The organism is Jatrophihabitans sp., assembly GCF_051960575.1.
GTDB lineage: Bacteria > Actinomycetota > Actinomycetes > Mycobacteriales > Jatrophihabitantaceae > JBQCEE01.
In genome coordinates, this window is sequence record NZ_JBQCEE010000252.1 from 1 (window position 1) to 5,556 (window position 5,556).

At 71.0% G+C, this 5,556-nt stretch carries 4 protein-coding genes and 2 pseudogenes; 3 read left to right on the forward strand and 3 right to left on the reverse strand.

Going from position 1 to position 5,556, the window contains the following annotated elements; translation table 11 throughout:
- Window positions 1–20: 20 nt before the first annotated feature.
- Window positions 21–2,048 carry a phenylacetic acid degradation bifunctional protein PaaZ gene (paaZ, locus tag ACTHMS_RS14030; RefSeq protein WP_440307294.1) on the reverse strand — a complete coding sequence of 676 codons (2,028 nt, stop codon included), beginning with the start codon at window positions 2,046–2,048 and terminating at the stop codon, window positions 21–23.
- Between the two features lie 77 nt (window positions 2,049–2,125).
- On the opposite strand from paaZ, the gene paaI reads away from it, so the two are divergent.
- Window positions 2,126–2,551: a hydroxyphenylacetyl-CoA thioesterase PaaI gene (paaI, locus tag ACTHMS_RS14035; RefSeq protein WP_440307295.1), complete on the forward strand. Its 426-nt coding sequence runs from the start codon at window positions 2,126–2,128 to the stop codon at window positions 2,549–2,551.
- Window positions 2,548–3,150 carry a TetR/AcrR family transcriptional regulator gene (locus ACTHMS_RS14040; RefSeq protein ID WP_440307296.1) on the forward strand — a complete coding sequence of 201 codons (603 nt, stop codon included), beginning with the start codon at window positions 2,548–2,550 and terminating at the stop codon, window positions 3,148–3,150. The genes paaI and ACTHMS_RS14040 overlap by 4 nt, the downstream gene beginning before the upstream one ends.
- 10 nt (window positions 3,151–3,160) lie before the next feature.
- Here the strand turns inward: ACTHMS_RS14040 and ACTHMS_RS14045 are convergent, their stop codons facing one another.
- The gene (locus ACTHMS_RS14045; RefSeq protein ID WP_440307297.1) at window positions 3,161–3,415 is read right to left on the reverse strand and encodes a hypothetical protein; all 255 of its coding nucleotides are present in this window, start codon (window positions 3,413–3,415) and stop codon (window positions 3,161–3,163) included.
- A gap of 118 nt (window positions 3,416–3,533) precedes the next feature.
- A pseudogene (locus ACTHMS_RS14050) lies at window positions 3,534–5,369 on the reverse strand (catalase); the annotation flags it as partial.
- On the opposite strand from ACTHMS_RS14050, the pseudogene ACTHMS_RS14055 reads away from it, so the two are divergent.
- A pseudogene (locus tag ACTHMS_RS14055) lies at window positions 5,361–5,556 on the forward strand (catalase); the annotation flags it as partial. The pseudogenes ACTHMS_RS14050 and ACTHMS_RS14055 overlap by 9 nt on opposite strands.

Sequence of the window (5,556 nt, forward strand, 5' to 3'; positions counted from 1 at the left end):
ATGGGACTGCAGCGTCTCGGTCACTGCCACTCCTTCGCGACGAGGGTGAGGACGTCGTAGGTCGCGACGGTCTCGTCGCGCTGGTTGGTGACGAGGGCGTCCCAGCGCACCTCGCCGTACTCACCCGGACGCGGACTGATCTGCTTGCACGTCAAGGTCACCGTCATCTCGTCCCCCGGCTTCAGCGGTGTGACGAAGCGCAGGTCGTCGATGCCGTAGTTGGCGAGCACCGGCCCGTAGTCGGGCTGCACGAACAGGCCCGCGGCGAACGACACGATCAGGTAGCCGTGGGCCACGCGCCCGCCGAAGAACGGGTTCTTCGCCGCCGCCTCCTCGTCCAGGTGGGCGTAGAAGGTGTCGCCGGTGAACTCGGCGAAATGCTCGATGTCGGCCATCGTCACGGTGCGCGGGCCGGCGACGATCGTGTCGCCGATGCGCAGGTCGGCGAGCGACTTGGTGAACGGGTGCGCGCCGTCGGTGCTGCGCCCGGCACCCCGCACCCAGCGGCCGGTCACCGCGCTCAACATCCGTGGAGAAGCTTGCACCGCTGTGCGCAGCAGGTGGTGCACGACGCCGCGCATGCCGCCGAGCTCCTCGCCGGCCCCCGCTCGCCCGGGGCCGCCGTGCACGAGGTTGGGCAACGGCGAACCGTGGCCGGTCGACTCGGTTGCGGCCTCCTCGTCCAGCACGAGCAGGCGGCCGTGCCACGGCGCGAGGCCAAGCACGACGTCGCGCGCGAAGTCGGCGTCGTCGGTGACGACCGAGCCGGCGAGGCTGCCCCTGCCGAGCGCGGCGAGCTCGACGACGTCGGCGGTGTCGCGGTAGCCGATGAGTGTGCTGACGGGCCCGAAGGCCTCGACCTCGTGCAGCTCGGCGCGTCGGTTGTCGTCGGCCAGCAGCAGGATCGGCGCCAGGAATGCGCCTCGCTCGGCGTCGGCGCCGACGACGTCGACCCGCTCGGGGTCACCGACGGCGATCGTGGCCGCCGACTCGAGGGCCTTGAGCGAGCGCCGCACCTCTTCCCGCTGCTCGAGCGAGGCGAGGGCGCCCATGGTCACCGTCGGGTCGCCCGGGTGGCCGACCACGACGCGTGCCAGCCGTTCGGCGACGGCCTCGCGCACCGCGTCCAGCTGCCCGTGGGGCACGAAGGCGCGCCGGATCGCGGTGCACTTCTGCCCCGCCTTCACCGTCATCTCGGTGACGAGCTGGTCGACGTACCGGTCGAACGCGGCGCTGCCGGCCGTGGCGTCGGGACCGAGGATCGACAGGTTGAGCGAGTCGGCCTCGGCGGTGAAGCCCACCCCGCGGGCGACGACGTTCGGGTGCGAACGCAGGCGTTGCGCGGTCGCGGCCGAGCCGGTGAAGGCCACCGAGTCCTGCTCGGTGAGGTGGTCGAGCAGGTCGCCGGCGCTGCCACACAGCAGCTGCAGCGCACCGTCGGGCAGCAACCCCGACTCGACGATCAGCTCGACGACGCGCGCCGTGAGGTACGCGGTGGGCGTGGCCGGCTTGACCAGCGACGGCACACCCGCGATGAGCGCGGGGGCGAGCTTCTCGAGCGGGCCCCAGACCGGGAAGTTGAAGGCGTTGATCTGCACGGCCACGCCGAGCCGCGGGGTCAGTACGTGCTGCCCGACGAAGTGCCCCGCCCTGCCCAGCGGCTCGACCGGCCCGTCGACCATAACCCGGTCGTTCGGCAGCTCGCGCTTGGCCCGGCTGGCGTAGCTCAGCAGCACCCCGATGCCGCCGTCGACGTCGATGCGCGCGTCGGCCGTCGTCGCACCGGTGCGGTGCGACAGCGCGTACAGCTCGTCGCGGTGCTCCCGCAGCAGCAGACCGACCGACTTCGCGAGCGCCGCCCGTTCGTGGAAGGTGAGCGACCGCAGGGCCGGGCCGCCGACGCGGCGTCCGAAGTCGAGGGCGGCGGCGAGATCGATGCCCGCCGAGCCGATCTGGACGACCTCGTCGCCGGTGACGGCGTCACGCACCACCTCGCCGGCGTCCGGGGCGACCCACCGCCCGGCGACGTAGCTGCGCAGCACCGCCATGACAACCTCCCGCTGCAATTACCGACCGATCATTCGGTAAGTTACGCGACGACACGGTCGTCTTCAAGGAGGTCGCGATGTCGTCGCTGCCCGAGCCGGTGGCCCGCATGATGGCTGCGGACGCTGCCTCCCGCGCCCTCGGCATCGACGTGCTCGACTGCTCGCCCGGCCGGGCCACCGCACGCATGACTGTGCGGGCGGACATGGTGAACGGCCACGACATCGCGCACGGCGGGCTGGTCTTCACCCTGGCCGACACGGCGTTCGCGTGCGCCTGCAACAGTCATGGCCCGACCACCGTCGCCGCCGGGGCCGAGATCGTCTTCGTCGCACCCGCTCGGCTCGGCGACGCGCTGACGGCCGAGGCGGTCGAGCGCACCACCTTCGGCCGGTCCGGCGTGTACGACGTCACCGTGCGTCGCGGTGACGAGGTGATCGCCGAGTTCCGCGGGCGCAGCCACCGCGTGTCGGGGTCGGCGCGTCCGGAGGGGTCGGCGTCGTGACCGGCGCCGCCGCGCCGCGCCGCCGCGGACGCCCCGGGTACGACCTCGAGGCCCTGCTGGCCGTGGCCGTCGAGGTCTTCAACACCCGCGGCTACGACGGCACGAGCATGGAGGACCTCAGCCGCGCCCTCGGCATCGCGAAATCGGCGATCTATCACCACGTCAGCGGCAAGGAGGAACTGCTGCGGCTCTCGCTCGACCGTGCCCTCGACGGCCTCTTCGCCGTGGCCGACGACGTGCGCGCCACCCCGGCGTCCGCCATCGAGAAGCTCGAGCGGCTCGTGCGCGGCAGCGTCGAGGTGCTGCAGCGCGAACTCCCCCACGTCACGTTGCTGCTGCGCGTGCGCGGCAACACCCCGACCGAGCAGGCCGCCCTCGAGCGGCGGCGTCAGTTCGACCGCTACGTGGCCGGGCTGGTGCGGCAGGCCGAGCGGGACGGCGACCTGCACGCCGACCTCGACCCGGCAATCACCGCGCACCTGCTCTTCGGGCTCGTGAACTCGGTGGTCGAGTGGTACCGCCCGGGCAAGCGCGCCACGGACGCCGCGCTGGCCGACCACGTCTGCCGCCTCGCCTTCGACGGCCTCCGCGCCCGCTGAGAGAGGGCGGCTACTTGCTCGGCTGTGGCACGTCCACCTTGGGGCACTGCTCCTTGGGATTCGCCCCGACGTAGTTCAGCGGACCCGCGATGATCGTGACGATGGTCGTGGTCACCGAGGCGCAGTTCGAGTCGCCCGAGCTGTAGTAGTGACGCTGCCCCGCGGCGATGGCGCCGATGATCAGCCAGAGCACCACGAGGATGCCGATGACGCGTGCGATGCCACCGCCACGGCGGCGGTACCCGTATCCCGACTCCGTTGTCATGCGACCCCTGTACCCGCGTGAGCCGCCCGTGAATCGCGTCCGGACCCTGCATCCCTTGTCCCCCCGCCCAGGCAGGATCCGGGCCTGGATCTGCCTGGGCCGGGGGACAAGACGGTGTTCAGTGGGACGCGTCGGCACCCAGCGTCGGCATGGCGGTGACGAAGGCGGCCTCGCGCTCCCAGAACCGCAGCTCGGCGCAGGCGGTGAGGAAGCCCGTGACGCCGCCGGCGCCGTCGATCTCGACGAACCCGCCGTCGACCTTCTCGGCGATGCCGAGGGCCGCGAACATCGCGGCGGCGTCCGGCGTGTGCCCGATGATCTTCAGGTGACTGAAGGCGTCGTTGACGAAGTCGCGCGCCGACGGCAGTTCGGCGAGCGCGGCGGCGCCGCCGGGGCCGGGCAGCAGCACGACGGCGTCGTAGAGCACCGACGGCGCCCCGTCGATCTTCTGGTCGACCTCGATCTCGGCGCCCTTGCTGTCACGCACACCCGACACCGTCGGGGCGATCACCTCGACGATCACCTGCTGCGCGGCGGCGCCCGTCCTGAGCTCGGCCAGCACCTCGGCGTCCGTGCCCTCGCTCACGACCACCCCGAGCTTGCGGCCGATCGGCAGCGCCGGCGGGTTCGCGAGGATCGACAGCGCGGGTGACACCGGCAGGTCGGTGCGCGTCGGCACCTTCGCCGGCAGCGGATCGGGCAGCGACGAGAGCCCGAGGCCGGCGGCCACACCGGCGGCGAGGTCGTCGTGCACGTTGCGCAGCCCGGCGACCATGCGCAGCCGGATGTCGGCGCGGTCGACCTTCGACAGCTCGAAGCTGAACGCGTTGATGATGTGCAGCCGCTCGTTCACCGTCTGGCTCAGGAAGAACTGGCGCGCCTGGCTGTAGTGGTCGGCGAAGCTCTCCGACCGCAGCCGCCGCTTCGCACCGTTCACCTCGGCGGGATACGAGTGGTAGCCGGCCACCGGATCCTCGCGCGGGCCGCCGGTCTCGACCGGCCACGAGTTCGGCTCGTAGTTCGCGCGGCCCTGCGGGTTGCGCATGGCCATGTGCCCGTCCTGCTGGAAGTTCATGACGGGGCAGCGCGGCGCGTTCACCGGGATGTGCGTGAAGTTCGGGCTGCCGAGCCGCTTGAGCTGCGTGTCGAGGTAGCTGAAGTTGCGGCCCTGCAGCAGCGGGTCGTTGGTGAAGTCGATGCCCGGCACGACGTTCTGCGTGCAGAACGCCACCTGCTCGGTCTCGGCGAAGAAGTTGTCGACATTCTGGTCGAGCACCATGCGCCCGACCGTGCGCACCGGCAGGATCTCCTCCGGGATCAGCTTGGTCGGGTCGAGCACGTCGAAGTCGAACGAGTCGGCGAACGCGTCGTCGAAGACCTGCAGGCCGAGTTCCCACTCGGGGAAGGCGCCCTGCTCGATCGACTCCCACAGGTCGCGGCGGTGGAAGTCCGGATCGGCACCGTTGATCTTCACCGCCTCGTTCCACAGCACCGACTGCAGACCGAGCTTCGGCTTCCAGTGGAACTTCACGTAGTGCGATTCACCGGCGGCGTTGACCAGCCGGAATGTGTGGACGCCGAAGCCCTCCATCATGCGGAACGAGCGCGGGATCGTCCGGTCGCTCATGATCCACAGCAGCATGTGCGTCGACTCGGGCGACAGCGACACGAAGTCCCAGAAGTTGTCGTGCGCCGTCTGCGCCTGCGGGAAGCCTCGGTCGGGCTCCTGCTTCGCGGCGTGCACCATGTCCGGGAACTTCATCGCGTCCTGGATGAAGAAGACCGGGATGTTGTTGCCGACGAGGTCCCAGTTGCCCTCGCGCGTGTAGAACTTGGTCGCGAAGCCGCGCACGTCGCGGGCCAGGTCCGGTGACCCCTTGTTGCCGGCCACGGTGGAGAAGCGCACGAACACCGGCGTCTTCTCGCCCGCGCGCTGGAACAGGTCGGCGCGCGTGGCTACTTCGAGAACTACGACTCGCTCAGCGACCTGACCCGGGCGGGGCTGTTCGCCGCGAAGGGCAAGCGCACCCCGGTCTTCGTCCGCTTCTCGACAGTGGCGGGCAACAAGGGCTCGCCCGACCTGGCCCGCGACGTCCGCGGCTTCGCGACGAAGTTCTACACCGACGAGGGCAACTGGGACC